This is a genomic window from Desulfonatronospira sp. MSAO_Bac3, from assembly GCF_003838035.1.
Lineage (GTDB): Bacteria > Desulfobacterota > Desulfovibrionia > Desulfovibrionales > Desulfonatronovibrionaceae > Desulfonatronospira > Desulfonatronospira thiodismutans.
This window is the reverse complement of record NZ_QYZY01000097.1, coordinates 1-1,452: the sequence shown is the minus strand read 5'-3', so window position 1 is coordinate 1,452 and position 1,452 is coordinate 1. Positions and strand designations below refer to the sequence as shown.

1 protein-coding gene and 1 pseudogene are annotated in these 1,452 nt (G+C 53.2%); both read left to right on the top strand.

Features of this window, described 5'->3' with window-relative positions; all coding sequences use genetic code 11:
• On the top strand, window positions 1-455 hold a 455-nt coding region (locus tag D5S03_RS03480), incomplete at its 5' end, for a TAXI family TRAP transporter solute-binding subunit (protein ID WP_287042686.1).
• Window positions 456-712: 257 nt separating this feature from the next.
• Window positions 713-1,452 (top strand): annotated as a pseudogene (locus tag D5S03_RS03475) (TRAP transporter permease); the annotation flags it as partial.

Here is a 1,452-nt window from a genome sequence, read left to right as displayed (position 1 = left end):
TCCGGGCCGAGGGACTGGAACATCACGAGGCCGCCCGCGCCCTGGTGGACCGCAACATCGACGCCTTCTTCTATACCATTGGCAACCCCAGCGCAGCCATTGAAGAGCCGGCAACATCCGTGGATATCCGCATGATCCCCATAAACGCACAGGGAATCAAGGACATGGTGGAAGAAAAGCCCTATTACATCATGACCAGCATCCCGGGCGGAACTTACCGCGGCGTGGAAGAGGACATTGAGACCTACGCCGTTACCGCCACCGTAGTCAGCGATGAAAAAGTGGATGAAGACGTGGTTTACGACATGGTCAAAACCGTATTTGAAAATCTTGACACTTTAAGGGGATCCCACGCCTCTTTCCGGCATCTGGAAGTCGAGGAAATGCTGCAGGGTCTGTCCGCTCCCCTGCACCCCGGCGCCAAAAGATATTATGAAGAACAGGGCTGGATGTAGTTTCTGTTTTTTACCAGGCGGGACCTACGGGTCCCGCTTTATAATCAATCCCTTTTGTCCGGCAGTGTCCGCACCCCCTGCGACACCGAAAACAAGCCCATATTTTTCCGGGTCTTCATGACCCGCCGGCCCCCTGGCGGGCAGCCAACAGCTTAAATTTCCCGGATGAGACAACATCCTGATTTTTCTCTGCCGAACTCCGGCACAACAACCTACTCTTCCTGGATGGATAACCGCCAAAAGAACAGGTAAACCACATGAGCGAACAAGCCGGAAAAAACAATACTCTTCAGGAAAACCAGAACACCACGGAAAATCAGGACGGACAGAAAAGGGGAACACCCGCTGCCAAGGAAGCCAGAGACCTGGTGGTCATGGTGGAGGCCGGGGTCAGGGATCCCAAAAGCATTATTGCCAGATGGATTATTGTCCTGCTTTGCCTGGCCTGGTCTATTTTTCAGCTGTCAATAGCCCATGACCCTATAAATTCGCATATTGCCAGGATCTGGCACCTGGCTTTCGCCATCGGGCTGGCCTTTCTGGTATATCCGGCCTACAAACAGCACTCTACGCCTTTCTGGGTCAGCCTGACCCAGAAAATAATTCCATCTTTCGCCAGTAAATCCATTCGTAAAACCATTCCCATATACGACTGGGTATTTGCTGTCCTGGGCATGGCTTCAGCCCTGTACATCTGGTGGGATTTCGACAATCTCATTTTCCGCCAGGGCATGCCCAACCAGACCGATATCATCATGGGCTTTATCCTGATAGTCCTCCTGCTGGAGGCCGCCCGCCGGGCCCTGGGACCGGCCCTGGCCATTCTGGCAGCCATCTTTCTGGCCTACAACTTCATTGGGCCTCATCTTCCGGAAATAGTCAGGCACAGGGGTATCCCCCTGGACTTCATGATCAGCGACATGTATCTGACCACCACCGGGATTTTCGGAGTGCCTCTGGGAGTTTCCGTATCCTTCGTATTTCTTTTCGTACTGTT